General features: G+C 44.5%; 18 protein-coding genes. 12 read left to right on the plus strand and 6 right to left on the minus strand.

Annotated features, from left to right (window positions below):
* Positions 1–18: 18 nt before the first annotated feature.
* Complete coding sequence (locus BMW59_RS06200; protein ID WP_093048890.1) at positions 19–1,551, minus strand: alkaline phosphatase family protein; 1,533 nt, start codon at positions 1,549–1,551, stop codon at positions 19–21.
* Positions 1,552–1,811: 260 nt separating this feature from the next.
* Here BMW59_RS06200 and BMW59_RS06205 point away from each other — a divergent pair, with 260 nt between their 5' ends.
* From BMW59_RS06205 to BMW59_RS06260, 12 genes are all read left to right on the plus strand, one after another.
* Positions 1,812–3,464 (plus strand): aspartate:alanine exchanger family transporter, encoded by a 1,653-nt coding sequence (locus tag BMW59_RS06205; RefSeq protein WP_245732971.1) that lies wholly within the window; start codon positions 1,812–1,814, stop codon positions 3,462–3,464.
* A gap of 196 nt (positions 3,465–3,660) precedes the next feature.
* Entirely contained in the window at positions 3,661–4,734 is a 1,074-nt protein-coding gene (gene srrE / locus BMW59_RS06210; RefSeq protein ID WP_093048893.1) for a respiratory selenite reductase-associated lipoprotein SrrE, read from the plus strand.
* A gap of 19 nt (positions 4,735–4,753) precedes the next feature.
* Positions 4,754–6,970, plus strand: coding sequence for a respiratory selenite reductase catalytic subunit SrrA (srrA, locus tag BMW59_RS06215; protein ID WP_093048896.1), 2,217 nt, complete (start codon positions 4,754–4,756; stop codon positions 6,968–6,970).
* The gene (gene srrB, locus BMW59_RS06220; protein ID WP_093048899.1) at positions 6,970–7,512 is read left to right on the plus strand and encodes a respiratory selenite reductase subunit SrrB; all 543 of its coding nucleotides are present in this window, start codon (positions 6,970–6,972) and stop codon (positions 7,510–7,512) included. Before srrA ends, srrB begins: the two co-directional genes overlap by 1 nt.
* Before the next feature lie 10 nt (positions 7,513–7,522).
* Positions 7,523–8,707 carry an NrfD/PsrC family molybdoenzyme membrane anchor subunit gene (gene nrfD / locus BMW59_RS06225; protein ID WP_093048902.1) on the plus strand — a complete coding sequence of 395 codons (1,185 nt, stop codon included), beginning with the start codon at positions 7,523–7,525 and terminating at the stop codon, positions 8,705–8,707.
* 28 nt (positions 8,708–8,735) lie between these two features.
* On the plus strand, positions 8,736–9,365 hold the full coding sequence (locus BMW59_RS06230) for a TorD/DmsD family molecular chaperone (protein ID WP_093048905.1): 630 nt from the start codon (positions 8,736–8,738) through the stop codon (positions 9,363–9,365).
* 5 nt (positions 9,366–9,370) lie between these two features.
* A complete protein-coding gene (gene srrF, locus BMW59_RS06235; protein ID WP_342739735.1) occupies positions 9,371–10,630 on the plus strand; it encodes a respiratory selenite reductase-associated lipoprotein SrrF in 1,260 nt (419 codons plus the stop codon).
* An 859-nt stretch (positions 10,631–11,489) separates the two neighbouring features.
* Positions 11,490–12,188, plus strand: coding sequence for a response regulator transcription factor (locus tag BMW59_RS06240; protein WP_093048911.1), 699 nt, complete (start codon positions 11,490–11,492; stop codon positions 12,186–12,188).
* Positions 12,185–13,597 carry a sensor histidine kinase gene (locus BMW59_RS06245; protein ID WP_093048914.1) on the plus strand — a complete coding sequence of 471 codons (1,413 nt, stop codon included), beginning with the start codon at positions 12,185–12,187 and terminating at the stop codon, positions 13,595–13,597. Before BMW59_RS06240 ends, BMW59_RS06245 begins: the two co-directional genes overlap by 4 nt.
* A 97-nt stretch (positions 13,598–13,694) precedes the next feature.
* Complete coding sequence (locus tag BMW59_RS06250) at positions 13,695–14,660, plus strand: calcium/sodium antiporter (RefSeq protein WP_093048917.1); 966 nt, start codon at positions 13,695–13,697, stop codon at positions 14,658–14,660.
* A gap of 204 nt (positions 14,661–14,864) precedes the next feature.
* Positions 14,865–15,317 carry a GNAT family N-acetyltransferase gene (locus BMW59_RS06255; protein WP_093048920.1) on the plus strand — a complete coding sequence of 151 codons (453 nt, stop codon included), beginning with the start codon at positions 14,865–14,867 and terminating at the stop codon, positions 15,315–15,317.
* A gap of 20 nt (positions 15,318–15,337) precedes the next feature.
* Positions 15,338–16,123 (plus strand): SDR family oxidoreductase, encoded by a 786-nt coding sequence (locus tag BMW59_RS06260; RefSeq protein ID WP_093048923.1) that lies wholly within the window; start codon positions 15,338–15,340, stop codon positions 16,121–16,123.
* Positions 16,124–16,238: 115 nt separating this feature from the next.
* On the opposite strand, the gene BMW59_RS06265 is transcribed toward BMW59_RS06260, so the two are convergent.
* The 5 genes from BMW59_RS06265 to BMW59_RS06285 all read right to left on the minus strand — a co-directional run bounded on the left by BMW59_RS06265 (position 16,239) and on the right by BMW59_RS06285 (position 24,402).
* Positions 16,239–17,909, minus strand: coding sequence for a glycoside hydrolase family 13 protein (locus BMW59_RS06265; RefSeq protein WP_093048926.1), 1,671 nt, complete (start codon positions 17,907–17,909; stop codon positions 16,239–16,241).
* A 351-nt stretch (positions 17,910–18,260) separates the two neighbouring features.
* Positions 18,261–19,664: a sigma-54-dependent transcriptional regulator gene (locus BMW59_RS06270; RefSeq protein WP_093048929.1), complete on the minus strand. Its 1,404-nt coding sequence runs from the start codon at positions 19,662–19,664 to the stop codon at positions 18,261–18,263.
* A complete protein-coding gene (locus BMW59_RS06275) occupies positions 19,657–21,795 on the minus strand; it encodes a PAS domain-containing sensor histidine kinase (protein ID WP_093048932.1) in 2,139 nt (712 codons plus the stop codon). Before BMW59_RS06275 ends, BMW59_RS06270 begins: the two co-directional genes overlap by 8 nt.
* A 107-nt stretch (positions 21,796–21,902) precedes the next feature.
* Positions 21,903–23,396: an asparagine synthase B gene (gene asnB / locus BMW59_RS06280; RefSeq protein WP_093048935.1), complete on the minus strand. Its 1,494-nt coding sequence runs from the start codon at positions 23,394–23,396 to the stop codon at positions 21,903–21,905.
* Positions 23,397–23,487: 91 nt separating this feature from the next.
* On the minus strand, positions 23,488–24,402 hold the full coding sequence (locus tag BMW59_RS06285; RefSeq protein WP_093048938.1) for a glycine betaine ABC transporter substrate-binding protein: 915 nt from the start codon (positions 24,400–24,402) through the stop codon (positions 23,488–23,490).
* Positions 24,403–24,404 lie beyond the last annotated feature (2 nt).

Below are 24,404 nucleotides of genomic sequence, written 5' to 3' on the forward strand. Positions count from 1 at the left end.
AGTAATTACTTCCATTCCTTATTCCATATCTTCAAAAAGGTTTAATATATAATTTTTCAAATCGACGATACGAATGGTGGCCGGTTCCTGGTCAGTTCCGGCAATAACGAGTGCACCAAGGAGGTCATTTTTATGGAGCCCGCCATGTTCTCCGCCATCCTCGTGGACAGCAATACCATCTGCGTAAAAAGAGTGACCCGGTCTGGCAGTGAGAACCAGTTTGGCTGGTTCATGGCTTTTCAGTGCAGTTTCCAAATGGTTCAGGCCATCCGGATAATCGCCATAACTTATTTCACTTTCACCCTTTTTATTCAGGTCCAGGATCTTTTCATTTCCTTGAACCGTCCAATTTTGCCCGTAACTATCTGTTATTTCCCCGTCTCTTTTAAACCGCAGCTCTCCATTATGGCCAGGGCTCATGACTTTAACCCATCCATCCTCCAGCCAAGCCGCAATGTCTATTTCCGGATTATTTAGCGCACGGCCTGCAAGAGAGGGAATCAGGTTTCTGTTATGCAAGTCATAAATATAGGCCATACGCTGATTAACGCCTAAACCTATGTCTCCTTCACTGACCGGGTCCCCTAAATCAGCAATATAATAATCGCCATAAAGGCTCTCTAAATCAATCGCTGTCTCTTCTTCAGTTTTGTTAAGCTGGTTCTGGGCATGGTCCCCGAAAATGATAAACACATTTTCTTCAAGCGCTTTTTCCCAGCTGCCGTAGCTATTAAGGATTCCCTGTAAACAGCCATCGGCTTTTTCAAATCCGTCCCGGTGGAGGGACCCATGTTTATGGGTTTCTTTGTCATTGTCAGGAAAAAATAAAAGCAGAAAATCCGGCTGCCTATTATTTTTTATAAGGCGCTGGGCAGCTTCCATTGAATACTTGTCTACCAGGCCTGCGCGGTTAAAAATACCGTCTGTAAATGCCTCACTTTCAAACCCGTCAGGTTTCTTAAGACGCCCGAAAGACAGATTGTCAGGTCCCTTTGTTTCAATAGTGCCTGGCAGGTCACTCAATTGCTCAGTTAAAGGAGGCATGTCAAGCGTATGTTCCGTATTTCCACGGTACAAAACTGTATTGACAGCTCCGGAAGTAAAACCTTGTGCGTCAAGATCGTCAAAGACCGTAGGGATATCTTTGTTTAGATGCTCATTATTCAGGTTATATAGCACATCGTACAGTCCTTGGGATAATCCGTTTTCTCGCCAGAATTCCCAATTAGACCCGTAGTTCACTATCCGGTCTTCATCCTGTTTAAACCAGGATAAACCGGGAACCCTGTGCTTATCAGGCATTTCTCCAGTAATTAACGTACTTTCCACCGTAACAGACATGCTGGGAAAAGGTGCCACTAAATCTTTATAATACTGGCCATTCTCTATTAAGTATTCAAGAGCGGGAACGCTGCCTTCCTCCAGGCTCTCGTCAAGTGTGGAGCCCATTAATGAGTCAATCATCACCATAACGACTTTTTTATCAGGTGACGAGCCGGGAGCCCGGCTGTACAAATAATCTCCCTGCTCGTTTTCAATACTGCTGTCCATTTGACAAGAGGTTAATAGGACTACTAGTACTAAAAGGTATTTAATTTTCTTCACCTCCCGTTGTTCTCTGCCTAAAACGTTAAAACGTGTGATTATATTGTTCTTTTGAATCAGTTTTTAATGCATGGGATTATCTGATCATTTAACAAAGTAATTGACAGCGCTATCATTGACAACTGTATGAACGTTTGTCTAAAAATGTGTGAATCCTTTAATTTACAGGGGGGTAACACTTTTTTTTATTTGCAGGAGGTCTATAATTGAAAGTATTCATTAAATGGTCACCAGTGTATTTACAGATGGAGGGAAACAGTATGGAACCGCTCATACAATTATTGCAAGAGCCGCTTGTGCTCCTTTTTGTTATTTTATTTCTCGGTTCACTTCTTGGCCAGGCAACAATAAAAGGGCTAAGTCTCGGTACGTCCGGTGTACTGCTTGTGGCCATGGTATTCGGCCATTTCGGTTACCAGATCTCGCCGGTGGTACAAAACCTTGGCCTCAGTCTGTTTATTGTTGCTGTCGGACTGCAGGCAGGCCCCAGGTTTTTCAGAATGATGAAAACATCCGGAATTATTTTTGGCATTATTGGTTTGCTGATTGTGCTGATCGCTTCTTTGACAACTATTTTAGTGTCAAAGGTACTTGGATTGTCGCCCGCTTTAAGTATCGGGCTGATGACAGGCGCTCTCACCAGTACGCCGGGTCTTGCTGCTGCACTCCAATCCACTAACGATCCGCTCGCGTCAGTCGGTTACGGGATTGCTTATCCGTTCGGGGTGGTGGCTGTCGTTCTGTTTGTCCAGCTGTTCCCAAAGCTGCTGCAGATTGATTTAGAAAAAGATTTAAAACGGAAAGTGGGGCCTGTAAGACACAAAGCTTCTCCGGAAGCGATGACTATTGAAGTGACACAGGACCATATTCATAAAAAAACGCTGAAGGAACTGAAGCTTGCGCCTAATAGTTCAGCTGTGATCAGCCGGGTCATAAGAGGAAACCGGAACATTATCAGTTTAAGCGACACAGTCATTTTAAAAGGCGACCGCCTTGTGGCTGTAGGTATTCTGCGAGACCTGGAAAAATTATGTGAGGATATCGGACGGAAAGTTGCCACTGATTTCTCCAATGCCGACCATATTAAACTGAGAAAGATTACCGTGGATTCGGAAGACATGATCGGAAAAAGTATAAGGGAGCTGCGGTTACGAAGCAGGTTCGGTGTAACCGTCACGCGCATGGAGCGGGGAGGCTTTGAATTTAATCAGAATCCCGGCTGGCGCCTTGAACGGGGGGACATCTTAACTGTCGTAAGCAGCGAGGACCGTCTGAACGAAGTTGAACAGATTTTCAGCAGGAAAAAGCTCGCTGTTACTAATGTGCATATTTTTTCATTAAGTTTAATTTTGCTTATAGGCATTTTTGTCGGATTAATGCCGATCTATTTGCCGGGGCTTGGCACATTAACGCTCGGTGTGGCGGGAGGTCCTTTATTTGTTGCCTTAATTATCGGCCACTTCGGAAAACTTGGACCTATCCAGGCCCGGTTTTTCCAGCCTTCCAATCAGGTGATCCGTGACATAGGCCTCGTATTATTTCTGGCGGGGGCCGGCACCACAGCAGGGGAAGGCCTGGTAGAGGTCGTCATGGCAGAAGGGCTTCGTCTTGTTTTTGGAGGGGCGCTTATTACCATTTTGCCTATATTGGCCGGATTTTTGATTGCAAAAAAACTGTTCCACTTAAGCATTCTTCATTCGCTCGGCGCCCTTTGCGGAGGGTTAACGAGTACGCCTGGTTTAGGAGCTGTGAACCAGCTGACTAAAGGGGATGAGCCTGCTATTGCTTATGCTGCCGCTTACCCGTTTGCACTTATCTTTGTAGCTATCGCCGCACAACTTCTCGTATTTGTACTTTAACCAATTCCCGACTCGCGTTCGTTTATCTTTTAATCCACGCCTTACAGGCCGTCTTACGACGGTTTGTGAGGCGTTTTTTTGTTTGCTGTTCACAGAATGCTCTGAAGGATTTCATGATCATTTCATAATTGTTTTCTAAGCTTAAATTATAACGGCAAGGCGGCTTGATCAGGAATAGTAAAGGGAGGTTGAATTTATGATACCTAAATGGGCAGGTTTATCAGTGGGGCTGCTGCTTGTGTTATCGGCCTGCGGAAATGAAGAAGCATTAACGCCAAAAGAAGTAAAAGCGGATGCGGCAAATGAACAGGAACAGACAGAAGCGGCTCTTGAGGCAGAGTTCTTTGAAGACATCCGGCAGCATTCGTACGAGTACATGCAGGAGCCGGATTTTGACATCATAACCGCTAAAGAGTTATATGAGACGGTAATTTTTGAAGACAGCTCAGATTTTCTCATTCTGGATGTGAGGGACACATCAACTTTTGCGAAAGGTCATATCCCGGGAGCCGTAAATATCCCGTACCGGATTTCGGTGAAAGAAAACATGCTGGACCAGCTGCCTGAGGATAAAACAATTTATGTGGTATGTTTCTCAGGACACACGGCAAGCCAGACGGCGGGGACGCTGAATCTTTTAGGTTATGAAGCGAAAGCGCTTCAATTCGGAATGGGAGGCTATGCCGCAGGGACTGAGCTTGGCGCCAATATTCCGGGGGCACCGGCGGAGCTGGAAGTTGTGAAGCACTCTTTCGAAACAGAAGGAGACTATGAACTGCCTGAAGTGACTTACAAGGACAATCTCACAATCAGTGAAATAGTTATGAACCAGGCACAAAATTATCTGGATAAAGACATGCCTGCGGTAATAGGCGTTCCGGATGTCAAAGAAATGGTTGAAAAAGAAGAATCTGAAGAATACCAGTTAGTTGATATCAGACATGAAGACGATTATAAGAGAGGCCACGTGCCTTATGCCATTAACATTCCGTATACAGATTTATTTGAAGCAGACCAGCTGAAACTGCTTGATCCGGAAAAAACGACGGTATTAATCGGCTATAACGGCTACGATGCCAGCCAGGTGAACCGCCTGCTTAATCAGCTGGAAATACCGGCTGTCCCGATGGCTTACGGGATGAGTATGTGGGCTGGTGATGAAAGCATCATTGGACAGAGTCCGCTTAATTTTGACGGCACAGAGACCCTCCCTGTCGAGGAGCTTAAATACGATTTAGACGGCGGCGACGTAGAGACGAGCTGCAGTTAAACGAAAGGAGTGAAAAGACGTGATGAAAATGAAGCGAAGAAGTTTTCTAAAAGCGGGAGCTGTCACTGCGGCAGCAGCGGCCATCCCGTTTAAACTCTCAATCAGTGACTTTAAAGAAGCCGCAGAGAATGAAGATGTGAAAAGAATTGCCACGACATGCAACGGCTGTGCGAGCATGTGCGGAATTTACGCGTATATGAAAAATGGCCGCTTATGGCGCGTGGAAGGGCACCCTGTTCACCTTAAGTCGAAAGGCAGACTTTGCGCGAGAGGACATGGAATGGCAGCGGACCTTTACGGCAAGGGGCGCGTTCCGGGACCGATGAAAAAGATATCGGAAGGTGAATTTGAACCTATATCCTGGGATCAGGCATTTAAGGAAATAGGGGAAAAGCTGAATAAAATAAATGAGGAACATGGCGGAAACAGCTTCCTGTGGCTCGAACACGGCGTCAGGGGCAAGCGGTACGCCGATCCTCTGCTGGATCGTATTGGATCATCCAACTATATCACGCATTACTCCACATGCTTTTCTTCAAAGACGAATGCGTGGCAGCAGATGGTTGGCGGTATGCTTAACGGAGACCATGCCCATGCGAAATATATGATCTTTGAAGGCAGAAACTTTGCCGGGGGAATTATTCCAAATGGTATGAACCAAATCACGAAAGCGAAAGAGAACGGGGCAAAAATCGTTGTTATTGACCCGAAATACTCTGAAATAGCAAAAATTGCCGATGACTGGATTCCTATAAGACCCGGAAGCGATTTAGCTCTCCGCCTTGCTATGGCTCACGTGATGATCAGTGAGAATCTCTATGACAAAGCTTTTGTCAAAAAGTACGTAGACGGTTTTGACGATTACTGGCATGAAAACAAAGATAAAACGCCTGAGTGGGCAGAAGAGCTGACTGGCATACCTGCTGACAAAATCAGGGAGATCAGCAGGGAATTTGCTGCCAACGCACCTGAGGCGTTTATGGAACCGGGGTGGCACGGACTGCATTGCCATTATATTAATAGCACACAGACAGCTCAGATGGGAGTCATCTTGAACGCGCTGGCCGGCAATTTTTATAAACGCGGCGGTTTAATGCCGAGCGCCAATGTCGACTTCGGGGAATATCTCCATAAAGATATTGTTGAAACAGAAAAAGGGCAGCGGGCAGACGGTGCAGGGATAGAAGGCCAATACATGACCGTAGAGCCGGGCCGCGGTATTTCCCATACGGTCCCCGATATGATTGCCGACGGTAAAATTAAGTCTGTCTTTATTTATCACTTTAATCCTTTAAGAACGGCTCCTGATCCAGAGTATCAGAAGAAAATAAAAGAAGCGGAGCTGGTGGTTTCCATCCCGGTTGACTGGAATGAAACATCTGTTTATACAGCGGATTATATTCTGCCTGAAAGTTATTATCTTGAGAGAACGGAAGTTCCGACAGCGGTGTCCGGCCATATTTCACACGATTATCCACAGATTTCAATCCGGCAGCAGGCAGCAGAGCCGCTTCACGATACAAAACCTCTGATCGATATCATGAGAGGGGTTACAAAAGCGATGGGTTATAATGCCCTTTATGATTTTACGGTAGACGATGAAATGAAAGCGATGCTGGAGCCTGTAGGGGTGTCACCTGAACAATTAAAAGAAGCGGGGACTGTGGAACTTCAGACCAGCGCTGTTAAACCGGAATTTCCGGTAAATATGCAAGGCAAACCAGCTCTTGGAACGTACACAGGTAAAATTCAGTTTTCTGCTGAGTTGTTCCGGATTGACGGCAAAAAAGGAATACCAACATGGATTCCGCCTAAAGTGGAACCGGACCGGTCAAAAGCTGATCAGTTCAGGCTGATTCATGGAAAGCAGCCTTATCATTCCCATCACGTGACAAGCAACAACCCTCATCTTGTAAAAATCACTGAAAAGTACAATGGCACGGCGGTGTGGATGAACAGTGAAAGAGCTGAAAAACTTGGCATTAAAGACGGTGATCAGGTGACTATAGCTTCGGATCTGGCGACTAAAAGCATCCCGGTAAAAGTGACTGAACTGATTCACCCTGAATGCGTATGGATCTCTTCCGCTTATGGCGGATTCTCGGATAAATTACAAACTTCTTATAACCTGGGAGTCAACTACAATGATTTTATTCCTGCTATGGTTGAACCTTATTCCGGAACAACGATGTCACAGGAAGTAGTCGTGACTGTCAGCAAAGGTGGTGAAGCATAATGGCCCGTTACGGACTTTTAATAGACGCATCGAAATGTACAGGGTGCCACGCCTGCAGTATTGCATGCAGCATGTATAACGAACTTGAGGAAGAAGTCACTTATAACAGGCTTGAATTTATTGAACGGGGAAAATATCCGAATGCTGTCATGGAAATTGTGCCGCTCCAATGTATGCACTGCGATAATCCTCCGTGTGCCACGGTGTGTCCGACTAATGCTACTTTCAAAAGGGAGGACGGCATCGTTTCGATTGATGAAAATAAATGCATCGGCTGCAAGTACTGCATGACGGCCTGTCCTTACGATGCCCGCCAGCTGAATGAATCGAGGATCCCTGAAAAGTGCAGGTGGTGTCCTGAAATGCTGGAAGCAGGAAAACAGCCTGCCTGCTCAAGTACTTGTATGAACGAAGTAAGGCTTTTCGGAAAACTGGATGATCCTGACAGTGAGATTAATAAAAAAATGGCGCAGCATGAAGTAAGCCAGCTGGTTACTGAAAAAGGAACAAAACCGCGTATTTATTATATAAAACGAAAGTGAGGTGTGGCAGATGTTAACTAATCATAAATTCTGGTATGCCGTCTCGGGAGCCTTAATCCTGTTTGGGGCTGCCGGCGCGCTCAATATCATCATTCACGGGGAACACTCCATGGGGACCTCAAACTATGTTCCGTGGGGAGCTCTGATTGCAGGGTATGTTTTCTTCGTCGTGTCGAGTACAGGGCTGTCTCTTGTTGCAGCCCTCGGACACGTCTTTCACATGAAACGTTTTGAACCACTTGCCAAACGTGCAGTTCTGGGATCAATTATAACCCTCCTAATGGGATTCATCGTAATAGGACTGGAACTTGGCAGCCCTTTCAGTATGATTCACATTCTTTTCAGCCCTAACTTCCAGTCGGCGATCTTCTGGATGGGCTTATTGTACGGTATTTATCTCGTACTGCTGGTATTTGAGTTTATCTTTTTACTGAAAGATGACCATAAAAAGTCGCGGCTGTTTGGCATCCTTGTTCTGATTTCGGCCATTGCGGCCCACAGTAATCTGGGAGCCGTCTTCGGATTCTTAGTGGCACGTTCTTACTGGACCGGACCGTATATGTCTATTTACTTTATTTTATCCGCTTTACTTTCAGGCGCTGCTTTACTTGCCTTTATGTACTTCCTCGTTTCCAAGGTGAAAAGGACCGAAGACATGCAGGTGGAAGGAAGCCATATCGTTTCCCATCTCGGAAAACTGATGGTCCTGTTTCTTTCAATCACCGTCTTTTTTACAGTATGGAAAATATTAACCGGCGTTTACGGAGCTGTACCTGGAAAACATGACGGAATAATGGCACTCTTAGCAGGTCCGCTAAGCTTTCAGTTTTACTTTTTTGAACTAGGTTTTGGTATGATTATTCCGCTTCTGATTCTTACGCTTCCAGGCGGGTTTAAACCGGCGAGAGTTTTTGCCGCTGCTGCTTTTGCTCTAGTCGGGATCTTTGTGATGAGGATTGATCTTGTCTTCGCCGGCCAGATGATTCCGCTTGAGCCCGTCAAAGGTGCACTTTTACCGCAGTTTCGCGACTGGACAATTACCTGGGCTGAATGGGGAGTAATGGCCGGGGCAATCGGAGGAGCGGTACTTCTCTACCTCATGGGTGAAAGAAAATGGAACCTGGAAACCGCCCCTCATGAAGAGGGAGAAGATGAAAAGGCTCCTGTATCTGTTCAATTAGCCAAAAAAGCATAATTATTTCGTAAGTACAGAGGTGAAAAAGATGTTTATACCCGCAGTTAAAAACCATTATCAGGAGCTCATAACTTTATTTGCTGAGCTTTATAAATATCCGGATGAACAGGTTACGGAAGAAGTGATGAACGGAACAGCTGAACAAGAGATGCACCGCGGTTTCGTATCCTGTTCTCTACCGGTAACTACCAGACTCTCTCTTCAGCAGCTGATCACCGCGGAGAACAATGTGCAAAAACAGTTTATGACGGCATTCAGCGGGTTGAGCAAACCTTTTTCGCCTCCCGTAGAATCTCTTTATAAACCTTGGAGTACAGACGCTGATGCTCCTAAACAGCTTGCGAAAAAAAGAGGCTATTATATGGGAGACAGCGCGCTTCATATGAATCATTTACTAAGCTGTTACGGCTTTGGAGTGCCAGAAGAATTTAAGATGATGCCTGACCATCTTGTAATTGAACTGGAATTTTATGCTTTTTTACTTGGAGAAGACACCCGTATGGCTGTCACCTTCTATAATGAACATTTGGACTGGATAAAAGATTTTGAGAAAGAGATGAACAAATTAGGCGGGGTGCCTTTTTATCAGGAAGTTACTAGAAGGCTGAGAAACCTGCTGTCGATCCATCCATTGGAGATAATAAACGGAGAGGAGTGATGACAATGAACCGGATTTACGGGCTGCTGCTGGGAGCTTTACTCATGGTCGGAGCTGCCGGGTGCGGAACAGAGGCCCAGCTGGAAGCAGCCGAACCGGAGCCGTTCACAAGCGCTTCTGAACAGGATTTGTCTGACTACATCATAACGGAGGAAGAGGAAGGCGAACAGGAGCATGTTCCTTATAATGAAGACTGGAACTATATTACCACTCTTGAATTGATGAGAGTATTGGACGGACAGGAGACGACCAGCCAGGACCGAAATTCATATGACGACGTGCCTCCTGAATGGAGCGGCGTAGCCCTGATTGATGCTAGACCGAGGGAAGTTTTTGCAGCCGGGCATATCAATGGGGCGGTAAACATCCCTGACAGTGAGTTTGATTCCTTAACAGATATGCTTCCGGAAGATAAAGAAACGATGCTTATTTTTTACTGTGGAGGGCTTCACTGCCCTTTAAGCGGCAGTTCTGCTGAAAAAGCGATGGAACTCGGCTATGACAATTCGTATGTCTATCAGGAGGGCACGCCGGCCTGGAAGCAGGCAGGGAATTACTTTACGGTTGATGAGTCCTACGTGGAAGAAAAAATTATGGAATCCTACGTTGCCAGAGAGGATACCGAACCTGTTTTATTAATTGACGCCAGAACGTATGAAGGTTACTTTAATGCCCACATTCCTACCGCTGTTTTTTGGGATGACACCCAGTACGATGTAAAATACACCGGGTTTGCTCCGGAAAATAAAGAGGCAGAAATCATTGTATATTGCGGCGGCTTTTTCTGTCACAAGAGCCACGAACTGGCTGAAAGTTTACTTGGAGACGGTTATACGAATGTAAAAGTATTTGCCGGTGGTATGCCGGCGTGGAAACAGGCAGGGCTTCCGGTTTTTGGAATGGAAAGCGGCGGAGAAGAGTTTGACGTATCAGCCGGAAAAGTCGACCGGTCAGTCAGCGCAGATGAGTTTGATGATCTCGTACAAAAAGGCTCAACAGTGATTGACGTACGCGGCGAATCTGAAACAGCCAGCGGGATGATTGATGGCGCTATTCATATTCCAGATGGAGATATTCATGCAAACGATCCTGGTGTAGAAGAGAAATTACCAGATGATAAAAAAGATACGCTGGTTATCCACTGTGCAAGCGGTGCGCGGGCAGCCGGGGTGGTAGAAAAGATCGCAGACCTCGGTTATGAAGAGGTATATTATTTAAACGGACCGATTTCAATTTCTTCTGACGGCAGTTATTCTCTTGATTAAGCTTATTTTCAGGGGGTGTCCCATAAAGTCAAACTTTTGAGGATAGCCCCTTTTTAGTGGGTGGGCAAATATCGCCCACTCGTTAGCACCAAAGTTGTCGAGTGGGTCTTAAAGTGTGAATAAGACCCACTTAGTCAGTGGATAAGCAGCCGAGTGGGTCATATATCGGAAATAAGATCCGTTCAGAAGGCAGCACGCCAAGTGAGAGGCTCATATATTGGAAATAAGGTTCACTCAGAAGGCAGCACGCCAAGTGAGAGGCTCATATATCGGAAATAAGATCCGCTCAGAAGGCACCGAACCAAGTGAGCGGGTCATATATTGGAAATAAGGTTCACTCAGAAGGCAGCACGCCAAGTGAGAGGCTCATATATCGGAAATAAGATCCGCTCAGAAGGCACCGAACCAAGTGAGCGGGTCATATATTGGAAATAAGGTCCACTCAGAAGGCAGCACGCCAAGTGAGAGGCTCATATATCGGAAATAAGGTTCACTCAGAAGGCAGCACGCCAAGTGAGAGGCTCATATATCGGAAATAAGGTCCACTCAGAAGGCAGCACGACAAGTGAGTGCCTTTATTTTAATTGTAGTTATGAATTTCAAGAAAAATACAAGCATCTTTATTTTCTTGCACCTAATATACACGTGCTGGATCATCCTGCCTCATCGGCATTATCTGACACATGCTGCGTCCTCATCTGCCTCACCCTCCTTATCCCCCTAATGCCGCATCATCCTGACTTAAAAAAACCTTATATGCTTTTTTTGTCAATTATCGCACATTTTAACGGATATGCTAGGAGAGGGATAAATTTTTTCGTATGATAAGGGTAACAGGTAAAAAACGGGGGTGGGTATGATGGGGCAGAGAAACTTCACAATTCTGGTAGCCGATGACGAAGCCGAAATGACGGCATTTATTTCTGAGTATATTGAGAAGGAAGGTTACCGGGTGGTTACGGCAGAAAACGGGCGTGAACTCCTGGATATAATTAACACCCATAAAATAGATCTTATTCTCCTTGATGTGATGATGCCGGTAATGAACGGCTTTGAGGCATTAAAAGAAATGAGGATGACAAGGAAAATTCCAGTCATTATGGTCACAGCAAAGTCAGATGAAAATGACCGTATCCAGGGACTTAAATCGGGAGCTGATGATTACATTATTAAACCTTTTAGTCCAAGGGAACTGCTGGCCAGGGTTGAAGCCCAGCTGCGGAGAAACTACGAATTTAATGAAGAAAACGATACAGGCGAGATGACGTACGGAATTATAGAAGTAAACCCTGGTGCCCGTAAAGTTTATGTGAACAATGAACTGATCAGCTTAACCCGAAAAGAGTATGATCTGCTTATCCATTTTTTGAATCATCCAGAGCAGGTGTTTAACCGGGAACAGCTGCTGGACCGGGTATGGGGAATGAATTATACGGCAGGCGGGCACCGCACAGTCGATACTCATATGAAAACACTAAGGTTCAAAATGAAACAGGCTGGAGAGTATTTCCAGACTGTTTATGGTGTCGGTTATGTCCTTGAGAAGGTGAAAACATGACATGGTCTCTTAAGAAAAAAACGTGGATTTTCATTATCGCTTTTACAAGTGTCACGATGTTTTCAATTATTATGCTGACAGATTATTTATATGAACAGTATTATATGGAAAACCAGATCGCCCAGTTAAGCGCAAGGGGAGACGTCCTTGCTGAAGTTTACTATGAGCAGGATGATGAGGAAAAGGAAGAATTCCATCAGCTTATTTCCTTTATGTCCAGGTGTGCAGCTGCCCATATACAATATGACGACTCGGAAAACCTGTTAAACGGACAGCTGCCTTTAAATATACCTTTGAACGAGACCGAACGCCAATTGACTGATGAAGAAATGGTGAACCTGTCTGAAAATAACCCTCTGATTTCGACCAAAGCAGGCCACAATGAAGACTATCTTGTTATATTAAACCCATTACTGGATGATCACGAGACCCTGCTTGGAGCTGTCATTATTTCCACTCCAGTTACTGCTACTTTTGCCCCTTTCCAATCGGTTCAAGGGCTGATATTTGCGGTTTTAGCTTTGGCATTTACACTCATTGTGTTTATTTTAAAAAAAGTGGCAGATTACGTCATTAACCCGGTTGAGAAAATAACAGCTATTTCAAAGGACGTAGCCAGGGGGGATTTTTCAAGGAAGATAGAGGTTTCTAATAAGGACGAAATAGGAGACCTGGCAGCTTCTTTTAATTACATGAGTACTTCCTTAGCTGAAGCCGACCAGAAAAAACAGGAATTTCTCGGCAATGTGTCTCATGAATTAAGAACTCCTTTAAGTTATTTAAAAGGATATTCGGAAGTGCTGCTGGATCAGCAGGGAAAAGGGGAACCACTGAATACAAAATATATAGAAAAAATACAGGCCGAGGGAAACCGGATGGAGAGTCTGATTCACGACCTCCTTGACTTAGCGCGGCTGGAAGGAGACTCCTATCCAATGTCGCTCGCTCCGATACCCTTTGCGCAGCTTATAGAAGAGGCAGTCGAACGATTGGATTTATTATGCAGGGGACAGGAGTTGGAAATAAGAACTGACCTCGATTACAGCGCCATTATTAACGGAGATGAAAAACGGATTGAACAAGTTCTCGTCAATTTAATAGAAAACGCTGTCCGATACGGAAAAGAAGGAAACTATATCGACGTCTTAATGGAAACAGAAGGAGACGAGGCTGTATTAAAGGTTATTGATTACGGGGAAGGCATCCCGGCAGACGCATTGAAGCAGCTCACCGAACGTTTCTACCGGATTGATAAATCGAGATCACGCGCCTCGGGAGGGACAGGATTAGGTCTTACCATTGTTAAAGAAATAATCAAAAAGCATAACGGCTCCCTCGCATTTGAGTCTGAACCTGGTAAAGGCATGACTGTGACAGTCAAACTGCCCTTGTTTACAAAGAGTTTTTAGCATGGGAGAAGGTTTTTCACTCCTCCACCGAATAGAATAAAAGACCGTTTAACCATGCATAATAAAACCGTTGCAACAGATAAGGACGGTGAGATGCATGGTTTATGTTTTGCTCGTTGCAGGTTTTATACTTTTAATTAAGGGAGCAGACTGGTTTGTAACCGGGGCTTCAGAAATAGCCCGTATTTTAAAGGTCTCACCTGTACTGGTCGGATTAACAATTGTCGCTTTTGGAACTGGCGCGCCCGAGGCGACTGTCAGTATTATTGCTGCGGTGGAAGACAGTCCCGGGCTTACTTTCGGAAACGTGATAGGGAGCAATATTATTAATATTGCAGGAGTCATTGGACTTACGGCAGTGATTCTACCATTAAAAGTGGAAAGCCAGACGGTCCGCAAAGAAATTCCATTTACTCTGCTTGCAGGTGTGGCGATCCTGGCTTTAGTGGCTGACAGGTGGGTGGATGCGGAGGCAACTAATATACTTACCCGCGGGGACGGTATTGTCCTGTTACTATTTTTCACTATTTTTATGTACTATGTATTTGAATTGGCGAGAAACCACAGAGACAAAGCCATAACCGAGGGTGTGGATGAGCGCACAGCCTCTGGGGGCGGGTGGGGAAAAAACAGTTTATTTACACTTTCAGGGCTTGGAGCGGTAGTTCTTGGCGGCTACTGGGTCGTAGAAAGCAGTACAGATATAGCTCTTCAGTTTGGAATGAGCGAAACACTTGTAGGGTTAACTGTCGTCTCTGTAGGTTCGTCTCTTCCTGAATTTGTTACAGCGATCACTGCAGCTATCAGGAAGTTCAGTGATCTGGCTTTAGGCAGCATTGTCGGAAGCTGTATCTTTAATATTTTATTTGTATTAGGAGCTGCTTCTATCATTAACCCTCTTAACATAGACAGCAGAATATTTGTTGATGTCACATTTATGATTATTCTTACGGTTTCACTCCTCATGTTCTCCAGGACAGGCTGGAAAGTCGGCAGGCTGGAAGGAGCCGTACTCGTCAGTTCCTACATTATTTATCTCATTTATATTATTTATCGTAATTAAAAGCACCTGCCGCCTGAGTCTGGCAGGTGCTTTTAAATGAGCTGTAAACATTTTATACCAGACTATTTTCACCCCCTTTTAAACGACGTTCAGCACGAAAGGGTTTATAATAGTTTGAAAATTTCATAAACATTGATAGAATGAAGCTGATGCACCGGCTTTTTTGCTTGCTGTGTCAAATTGCTGCAGGAGGTACTTTTCGGCATGGATTGGTACATAAAAAAATTTGAAGATCTGACTACAAATGAACTTTACGACTTGATCAGGGAAAGAGTGAATGTTTTTGTCGTAGAACAGAATTGCCCTTATCCCGAAGTAGACGATAAGGATCAGGCATCTTATCACCTTTACGCTAAAAAAAATGGCGAAGTGGTTGCCTATACGAGGCTTCTCCCAGCTGGTGTCAGTTATGAACAGGCATCGATCGGCCGTGTGCTTGTAAAAGAAAGCTGCCGGAAAACAGGCCTTGGCAGAGAATTAATGGAGCGGTCTATGGATTTTTTAAAGAATCACCTGAAAGAAAAGGAAGTTAAACTGCAGGCTCAGGAATATGCCATGCACTTTTATGGTTCATTCGGATTTAAACCAGTGTCAGAGGTATATTTGGAAGATGATATTCCCCATGTAGATATGGTTTGGAAGGATCCATCACACTAATTTTTCTAGGAGCTGATTAAATGGACTTAGGGTTAAAAGGAAAACGTGTACTTGTACTTGCTTCGAGCAAAGGTCTCGGAAAAGCGGCAGCAGAGGCCTATGCGAAAGCAGGAGCGAATGTCATGCTGACGAGCCGGACGGTGAAAAATGTGAAACAGACAGCTGAGGACCTCTCATCCTTTGCAGAAGGAACAATTGCGTATCATCCTTGTGATGTGTCAAAAAAAGAGGACATAAAAAAATTAATTGATGAAACGGCGGCCCGCTTTGGCGGAATTGATGTGTTAGTCAACAATGCAGGAGGACCTCCTCCGGGGAAATTTGAAGACCTTGACGAGGAGGACTGGGAATGGGCTTATCAGCTCACTTTAATGAGCACCGTGAGGGCCATCCGGTATGCTCTTCCGTATTTAAAACAGTCTAAAGGCCGAATTGTTAATATTACCTCTTCGTCTATTAAAGAGCCGATTGACGGCCTTCTGCTTTCAAACGTTTACCGAATGGGAATAGTGGGACTGGCTAAAACTCTGTCTAAAGAGCTAGCTCCGGACGGCGTATTGATCAATACGGTGGGCCCTGGAAGAATTGATACTGAGAGAGTGCGGACGCTTGATGCAGCTAAAGCAGAAAAACTGCAGCTGACTCCAGACGAGGTGCGTGAACAATCGGAAGCTGCTATTCCGCTCGGCAGGTATGGTGAACCTGAAGAGTTTGCCAACATTATTCTGTTCCTGGGCTCAGGTTTAAACACCTATGTGACAGGGCAGATGTTTGTTGCTGACGGAGGGATGACCCACTCTTACTAGATGGCGCTTTGACAGGTGCGTGCAAAATAGACCTGTAGTGAAGCAGGGAAACAAGGAATATAAAACAAGAAGCCCGGACGGTGAATACCACTGCCCGGGCTGTAAGTGTGCCAATTTATTTGATTAAATACACTCTTGCTTCGTAAGGTTTTAACGGAACTTCAGAGACATCTTTGTGCGCTTCCACTTCATAATTTGAGAGTACAAGATCAGATCCGGATACTTGAGGCGCCTCTTTACCTGCCGTCCAGACCGCGTCCTTCTCTGTCAGATTAGTGATAACGAGAGCTGTTTCACCGTTAAGCTCTCTTTTATAAGCAAAAATCTGAGTATGTTCAGCCATCAGCAAGTCGTAACTTCCGTACGTAAAGATATCATTAGCCTTTTTAAGCTTAATCATCTCTTTATAAAACTGAAGGATAGACCGGTCATCTTTCAGCTGTTTTTCTACGTTGATGTCTTTATAGTTCGGGTTAACCTTCAGCCATGGCTTTCCTGTCGTAAACCCGCCGTTCAGTTCACCTGACCACTGCATTGGCGTCCGGCTGTTATCCCTTGACGTATGTGCCAGGACATCAAGAATTTTTTCGGGAGACTCACCGGCTGCTGTTTGTTCTGCAAACATATTTATGGCAGCGACATCGTTATAATCGTCGAGGGAGTCAAAATAAATATTCGTCATACCGATTTCCTGGCCCTGATAAATATAAGGCGTGCCTTTCATTAAGAAATACATGGCACCCAGCGCCGTGGCGCTTTCCCTCCAGTATTCCCTGTCATTGCCCCAGGTGGAGACCACTCTTGCTTTATCATGGTTTTCAATAAACAAGGCATTCCACCCGTCGTGTTCCAGCCCTTTTTGCCAGCGGGTGAGGGTTTTTTTCAGCTGGCTGACATCAAGCCCTCCGCCCACTTCATAATCCCAAAGATCCAGGTGTTCGAACTGGAAAACCATATCCATTTTCCCATGTTCGCCTACCCATAAGTGAGCTTCATCTACACTTACACCGTTGGCTTCACCGACTGTCATCGCGTCCGGATACTTTCCGTAAGTTTCGTCTTTATATTCCTGGAGAAAGTCATGGATGCCTTCCTGGTTCATGTGCATGTCGAATGAAGGGACATATTTATTTCCTTCAAGATTTGGCATATCCGGAAAGCCGGGCCGTTTTTTAATATGGCTGATGGCGTCAATCCGGAATCCGTCTATTCCTTTTTCAAGCCACCAGTTCACCATATCATAGAGGGCGTATCTCACTTCTTCGTTTTCCCAGTTCAAGTCAGGCTGTCTCCGGGAAAAAACGTGAAGGTAGTACTGGCCAGTCTGTTCGTCGTATTCCCAGGCAGACCCGCCAAAAATGCTTTCCCAGTTGTTAGGCTCTTCTCCATTTACTCCGTCACGCCAAATGTACCAGTCCCGTTTAGGGTTGTCCCTGGAGGAACGGGATTCAATGAACCAGGGATGCTCATCGCTTGTATGGTTTAACACAAGGTCAATAATCAGCCGCATCCCGCGTTTATGTACTTCACGCAGCAGCTCGTCAAAGTCAGCCATTGTACCGAAGTCTTCTAGAATATCCTGATAGTCAGAAATATCGTAACCGTTATCATCTAACGGAGATTTATACATAGGGCAGATCCAAATGAAATCCACTCCCAAATCTTTCAAGTAATCAAGTCTTTGAATCATTCCGCGCAAGTCACCAAAGCCGTCCCCGTTGCTGTCCTGAAAACTGCGGGGATATACCTGGTAACCAACTGCTTCTTTCCACCATACTCTATCCATTAATTCCACCTCTTTACATCTTTGAAAACAAATAGTAGCTTTCGGCGCTGCAACAGTTGTGCAAACGTTTTTCCTGACACTAGATTATCATAACTGGACTAAACATGGAATACAATTCTCTTTGGGCAATTTTGTATATGGGTGTACCTGATAAATAAAACAGGGAGGGAGTAGTGATCACATTTCGCCAGGCGAAAGCTTGCCTTAATATTCCGTTTCACTCTCGGCGAAGGCTTACCCCAACAGGCATAAGTGCAACATCGGTTATAGGATCTTCGGCTAACCCCTTGTGCGTGGTTCACAATTACCTTCTCATTTTGTCCCAGTCACTGCCAAAAAAATGTATCCTTGTTAAATATGCTCGAGATCAACGTCATACTTTCTCACTTTATAAAGCAGGCTTTGTCTTGAAATTCCCAATGTTTCAGCTGCTTTGGACTGATTTCCGTTTGCTTCTTTTAAAGCATTTTCTATAGCGTTCCGTTCAAAGTATTCCATTTGTTCAGGGAGGGACCGGGATTCAGCATCTCTGTTCAGGTTCCCATGGTCGTATGCTTTTTCTGCTGCCGGGCGTGAAAGGTTCAATTCTTCCTGTATTTCTTTAGGGAAATCTTTTAATTCAAGCTCAGAGCCTGCCGATAAAACTGTCGCCCGGGCCAGGGCATTGTATAGTTCCCGGATGTTCCCTGGCCATGAATAGCGCGCAAGCTGTTTGACTGTTTCTTCTGATAATGAATAAGCCCTGCGATGTTCAGTTTCAAAGTTTGAAAGAAGCTGATAGATAAGAGAGGGGATGTCTTCTTTTCTCTCTTGCAAAGGCGGGAGGTCAATCCCGATGATATTTAAACGGTAATAAAGGTCTTCGCGAAACTTTCCTTCCTGTACAAGCTTCCATAAATTACGGTTCGTTGCTGCAATTAGCCTCACATCAGCCTCTTTAGTCGTAGAACTCCCTAAAGGGATAAACTGTTTTTCCTGGGTGACCTGAAGCAGTTTGCTTTGCAGCTCCAGAGGCATGTCTCCGATTTCATCCAGAAACAATGTTCCTCCTTCAGCGGCTTCTACTTTACCTTTCCGGTTATCCGCTGCTCCTGTAAAGGCACCTTTCACGTATCCAAAAAGTTCACTTTCCAGAAGGTTTGCGGGTATAGCGGCACAATTTAATGAAATAAATGGTCCGTGCTGCCGCGAGCTTTCAAGATGAATAGCTTTAGCGCAGTGGGATTTGCCAGTACCGCTTTCCCCCTGCAGAAGAACCGTTACATCCTGTTTGGACACACGTTGAATCATGTCAAATACTTGTTTCATATTTTCACTGACACCAATCATTCCGTGCAGCTGAAATTTGGTTTGCATTTCTTTTTTTAATTCACGGTTTTCTTCATTCATAGCCTGCCAGCGTAACGCCCGTTCAATAACAACCTTTAACTCTTCTGATTTGACTGGTTTAGTCAGATAGTCGAAAGCTCCAAGTTTCATTGCTTCTACCGCATCTTCTACATCCCCGTAGGCAGTCGAGAGTATTAATGGTATACCGGGATACAAAGGCTTCCACGCTTCCAGCAGTTTTATTCCTGTCGTATCCGGGAGAAGGATATCAAGGACGGCTGCATCTATCCAGTGGTCATTCATTAACTGGTTTGCTTCTTTGCCGTTATGGGCCCCGTAGACAGTATAGCCTTCTTTTTCTAATGTTTGCCGAATAAGCCGGTGAAGTTTCTTGTTATCTTCCACCAGCAAGATTGATTTACTCATTATGAGGGCTCCTTTCTTTTGCTTCAGGTAAATACAGTTTAAAAGTGGTCCCGAGTCCCGGTTCGCTTTCAACGTCAATTCTGCCGCCATGCTCTTTAATAATGTCATGGGTGATGGACAGGCCAAGGCCTGTCCCTTCCTGTTTATTGGAGAAAAAAGGATGAAAGATTCTGTTTATTTTTGAAGGTTCTATTCCTTCACCGGTATCGCTGATCGTTAGTATCAGGTCGTTTTGCTGTTTTTTTACTGCCACTCGCAAATTTCCGCCCTGTTCCTGCATTGCCTCAACCGCATTAAGATACACGTTCATAAATGCCTGAATTAATTGACTTTCGTCTCCCAGTACAAGGTCCTTCTCAGGGAACCTGCCTGAATAAAGGTCAATATCGTAGTATCGGAACTGATGAGCTAGTAAGTGGAGCACTTTATCATTCACTTCTTTTAGTTTCAAAAGTTTTTCTTCAGATTTTTTATTTTTACTCACTTGTAAAAATTTTTTTACGAGGTTATCCAGGCGCTTTGTTTCGTCCTGAATATCCCCGGCTGCTTCAAGAATCATGGAAAAACGGCCCGTGTCCCTTGGATTATTAAGAAAGATTTCTTTGACTTCTTCATGGATCACTTCTGCAGCCATCTGGACTGTCCCGAGAGGGTTCTTTACTTCGTGGGCAAGCCCGGCAGTCATTTGGCCAATGGCTGCTAAATGCTCGGACCGCTGAAGGTGTCCCTCTAATTCCTTTATCGTTGTATAATCCCACAGTGTGACGAGTTGGCCGATTAATTGATTGTTCTCATTCCACAGCGGAGAAATAGTCAGTTTCATATGTTTCGTTTTACCTGTCTGATCCACGTATTTTATCTCGTCCGTGACTGTTTCGTTCAGTCTGGATTTCTTCAGGTGGCGGTCAAACAGTTTAACGAGCTTTTTAGAAGGGAGCCGGCGGTAGGACTTGCCGACAAACTGTTTTTTCGAATGTTCAATTAACTGTTCTCCGACTTTATTAAGAGAGGTTACGATACCTTCTTCATCGATTGTAAGCACTCCATAGGGGAACGATTCCAGAATTAGTTTAAGGTAGCGTTCTTTCGCTTTCAGATCTTCCGCCATATGATGCATCGATTTAGAAAGTGTTTTGAGCTCGTTTTTTTCGGTTAGGAGATTTATTTTCCAGGCTTCACCTGCAGCATAATCATAGGACTGTTTAGTCAGTTTTTTTATAGGGACCACCATTTTTCTTCGCGTAATAATGATCATCGCAATTCCTGACGTGAAAAGAATCATCCAGCCTAATGTAAGCACTTCCGTTAATCTTTCTGTAGAAGCATAGGCATAATTTTTATCCGTAATAATAACCGTATATAAAGGATGGCGGTCTACTGCATGGTGGGCAATTAACACCTCATCCTCACGCCAAAATGTATCGATCACCTCGGTGCGTTCTCTTTTTATATCACGGTAGAAATGTTCACCGGCGATACTTTCACCTGTTTCCCTGTAAGAACTGTCCATATAAACATTCCCTTGACTGTCTGCCAATAAGGCACGTGTTCCCGCTTCATCTGCAAACGTCCGGAAAAAGTTATGTAAGTATGTGGAGCTGATTTTTGAAACAATAACACCTTCGATGGGCGAGTGATCTTCATTCTGTATCGGCACGGCCATATAAAGGCCAAAAGGCTCTTGAGAAGAATTAGTAAAAATGAAGGAGGAACGTCTCCATTCCATTTTTTCAACTACATTACTGAGAACAGCCTGAAGCCCCGGGGACACGTTCGTACCTTGAGAGGAAAATTCAATATTTCCCTGTGCATCGAGGATATTGGCTCCCCGATAAAAAGGGTCACTGAGATGCAGCTCATTTACTAAGGCTTGTAAGGCTTCCATATTCCCTGTATCACGGTAGTGATAGACGGCACTTTCCACACGGTTAATTTTATCCTCCACCATCTGATTAGTCTGAATAGCCATGTATAATGCTTCCTGGTTAGTCTGGTTATGGGTTCTTTCAGTCAGATAGTCCTGGGAGACAGTTACAGCAACAATAAAGACTAATGTGACGGGTAAAAGAATCAAAAATAAACCGAGGAAAAAAAACCTCCCCGTCAGGCCTTTAGGAAATAAGTTTTTCATACATTTCTCCTTAAATAGAAATATATTCTTACTCTCTCATCATATCATGATTCGACAAAATATAAATAAAAGGGCTGCCTTATTAAATTGGCAGCCCTTCAGTGTTTTTAAATTACAGCCCATTGTCCGACTGTATCCAGTGCAGACTTATGAGGGTAATGTTCTTTAAAAATATGGTAATAGAGATGTTCCTGTTTGCTTCTTAATCCGCTTTCCTGAAGTTCCTGGTCTGACACTTGTTCATTGGCATAGGTTTCCAAAACATCCAAAGCCCCGCTCCCTTCAGAGAACTCTGCTTTTTTACGCCAAAGAAGAGAATCAGGGAGATACCCGTTAAATGCTTTTCTTAAGAGAGTTTTTTCCATTGACTCGTCGCTCGATAACTTCCATTCCGCAGGAAGAGAGAGGACGTAATCAATTAATTCCAAATCTAAAAACGGCACCCGGCCTTCCAGGGAGTGAGCCATACTCATGCGGTCAAGCCTCTGAAGGTTAATGTTATGCAAAGAATTCACAATTCGGTAAAGTTCTTTATTTAATTCCACCGGATTCTGAATCTCCTGAAGGTACGCATAGCCGGAGAACAGCTCATCAGCCCCTTCTCCTGACAGAATAACTTTGACATAGTCAGAAGCAAGCTTGGATACAAAATAAGTAGGAATAGCGCTTCTGACGAGAGAAGGGTCGTAAGATTCCAAATAATAGATTACTTTAGGCAGAGCTTCTACTAATTCATCTTTTGTATACACGTATTCATGATGTATCGTACCAATGTAGTCAGCGACTTCCCGTGCGGCTTGTAAATCCGGGCTCCCTTCATTTCCTACACAGAAGGAGTGTAAGGGCTGGTCCTGCCGTTTAATCCGTTGCCCGATCGCTGAAATTAAGCTGCTGTCCAGTCCTCCGCTTAGAAGGACACCGACCTCCACATCTGCCATAAATCTTTTTCTTACAGCGTCCGTTAGTTTATTACGGATGCCTTCAAGGACTTCGTGCTCTTTGAAATTTTCAGCAGGGACGGGTTCCTGTCCGGCTTCGATAGTGCGGTAGGCCTTGAAGCCGGTTTCGGGAGTATAATAATGTCCTTGCGGAAATTCTTTCGCATCGTTTGTAAACTCATAAATTCCTTTTAATTCAGAGGAAAAAACCATTGACCCGTCCGTCATTTTCCCATAATAAAGTGGCTTAATGCCTAACGTATCACGCGCGGCCATAAAGGTATTGTTCGTTTCATCCGCAAGAAAAAAGGCAAACATGCCATCAAGCTTCTCTACACCCTGCGGCCCCTCTTTTTCATAAACTTTTAACACGGCTTCACTATCGGAATGCGTGTGAAACGTTTCGGTAGTCTGTAAGTCTTTTTTTAAAGTCAGGTAGTTATAAATTTCACCATTACATACGATATGCACGTTCTTTGCTTCATTTGAAATTGGCTGTATCCCATCGTTTAAGCCTACTATTGAGAGGCGGCGGTGGCCGATATGAAAATTGCCCCTGACTAATTGTCCCCCTTCATCAGGTCCCCGGTGATAGAGCTTATCTAATACTCTCGTCATTTTTTCTTTTGGAACTTCTTTGGTGACAGCGATAATGCCGCACATAAAATAGATTCACCTCATATTATCCCATTGTATTTCTCTCTGCCTTATATAGAAGGAGAGAGATAAATAAAACATCTTACATTGTAGACAGTTAATCAATTAACCCGTTCTCTTCAAGCCATTCTCTGGATACTTCTGTTTCGCTTCTTTGTTCCATATCCACCTGGTAATTCAATTCAGTCATTGTTTCAGTGTCCAGTTTTTCAGACAGAGCCTGTAATGTGTCTTCCAGTTCCGGATGATTTTCCAGGATGCTTTCGCGCACAGTCGGTGCGGCGTTGTAGGCAGGGAAGAAGCCTTCGTCATCCTCTAATGCAAGTAAATCAAATCCTTTAATTCTGCTGTCTGTCGCAAAGCCCATTGCTACGTCGACCTGCTCTTCATCCAAGGCCTGATAAGTAAGACCTGAATCCATACGAACAACCTGGTTACTTCCGAATTCAAAATCATACGTGTCCTGAACCCCTGCAAGTCCGTCTGCACGTGAAGCAAATTCCGCATTGGAAGCGAACTCTAATTCGCCGGGATTGTTATTCACATAATCGGCCAGATCACTTAAAGAAGAAATGCCAAGTTCATCCGCGTTCTCTTCGCGCATCATCAGGGTATACGTGTTGTTAACCTCAGCAGCATCCAGCCAGATAATGCCGTTTTCTTCATCTAATTCTTTTACTAAGTCATAGGCTTCGTCTGAAGAAGCAACAGGGTCCTCATTTAAATAGTTTACGAGTCCTGTGCCGGTATATTCCCAATAAAGATCGACCTGTTCATTTTCTAACGCTTGGCGCAAAACTTCAGAGCCCATATTCGTATTCTCAGTTACATCATATCCTTGTTCTTCTAAATAAATTGATGTGATTTTCGCCAGAATAAATTGTTCAGTAAAATTTTTTCCGCCGACTTCAATACTTCCTTTTGATTCCCCGTTGCCGCCGGCATCTTCATTATTTCCGCAGCCCGCCAGTACGGCAGCTGCCAGGGCAGATAACATTAAACTTTTCTTCATAA

The organism is Salipaludibacillus aurantiacus, from assembly GCF_900111295.1.
Classification (GTDB): domain Bacteria; phylum Bacillota; class Bacilli; order Bacillales; family Salisediminibacteriaceae; genus Salipaludibacillus; species Salipaludibacillus aurantiacus.